The sequence below is a fragment of the Brevundimonas sp. genome, assembly GCF_032107865.1.
Lineage (GTDB): Bacteria > Pseudomonadota > Alphaproteobacteria > Caulobacterales > Caulobacteraceae > Brevundimonas.
In genome coordinates this window covers 1-1,142 of sequence record NZ_DAMCNG010000400.1, presented here as the reverse complement: position 1 = coordinate 1,142, position 1,142 = coordinate 1, and the positions used below count along the sequence as shown (strand labels likewise).

Annotated in this window: 1 protein-coding gene and 1 pseudogene; both read right to left on the bottom strand. The window is 72.3% G+C overall.

Annotation, left to right across the window (positions count from 1 at the left end):
• A partial coding sequence (gene selD / locus RT567_RS17115; RefSeq protein ID WP_313577374.1) for a selenide, water dikinase SelD occupies positions 1 to 809 on the bottom strand: 809 nt, incomplete at its 3' end.
• Positions 810 to 840: 31 nt separating this feature from the next.
• A pseudogene (locus tag RT567_RS17110) lies at positions 841 to 1,142 on the bottom strand (TraB/GumN family protein); the annotation flags it as partial.

The window sequence follows — 1,142 nt, the reverse complement described above, 5'->3', positions numbered from 1 at the left end:
CGCACCCCGGCCTGCGCCAAAGCGGGCGATCCGTCCAGGAACACCGGGGCGTCGGCGTCGATCTCGACCGTCAGGCCCGCGCCGCGCGCCATCTCCAGCGCATGGCCCAGCAGGCCGAAGCCGGTCACGTCCGTCACGGCGTGGACGCCCTCCATCGCCGCCAGCTTCGGCCCCGGCGTGTTCAGCTTGGTGGTCGAGCCGAGCAGGGCCTCATAGCCGCCCGCCTCCAGCCGCCCCTGCTTATAGGCGGCGCTCAGCACGCCGACGCCCAGGGCCTTGGTCAGGATCAGCACGTCGCCCGCCCGCGCGCCGCGATTGGTCAGCACCCGGTCCGGGTGCGTCAGCCCCAGAGCGACCAGGCCGTAGATCGGCTCCAGGCTGTCGATGGAGTGACCGCCCGCCACGGGAACGCCCGCCTCGGCGCAGACCGCCGCCCCGCCCTCCAGCACCCGGCCGATGGTCTGGGGCGACAGCTTGCCGACCGGCATGCCGACGATGGCCAGAGCGAAGATCGGCGTCGCTCCCATGGCGTAGACGTCCGACAGGGCGTTCGCCGCCGCGATCCGGCCGAAGTCGAAGGGGTCGTCCACCATCGGCATGAAGAAGTCGGTCGTCGCCACCAGGGCCTGCTGGTCGTTCAGCCGCCAGACCGCCGCGTCGTCCGAGGTCTCGGTCCCCACCATCAGTTCGGCGAAGGCCGCCGTGCGCGGCGTCGAGGCCAGGATGGACTGCAGCACGTCAGGCGCGATCTTGCAGCCGCAGCCGCCGCCATGGGCCAAGGAAGTGAGTCTGGGTTCGATGTCGCTCATGATCCCGGCGTCGGCCTTCATGCGCCGGGCGTCAACCGCCTTCGTGCGTGGCGGGGGGTATGGCTCGCCACTCGGGACCGTCCACCTCGAAGCCCTGAGCCTCCAGCGTATCGAGAACGCCGCCCGGTTCCGCCAGGCGACGCAGGGGGGCGACGGCCATGGTCAGGCCGGATTGGGTCAGGGCCTGGGCGATGGCGTCGGTCCACTCCGTGCGCAACTGCTGCCCGATCTGCGGGTCGCCCCAGGGCCAGCAGCGATCCACCGCCTGATCGACCGGCGAGGCCAGCACCTCGGCCACCCGCAGCCCGCGCCAGGCCTCGGCCCGCAGGCGCA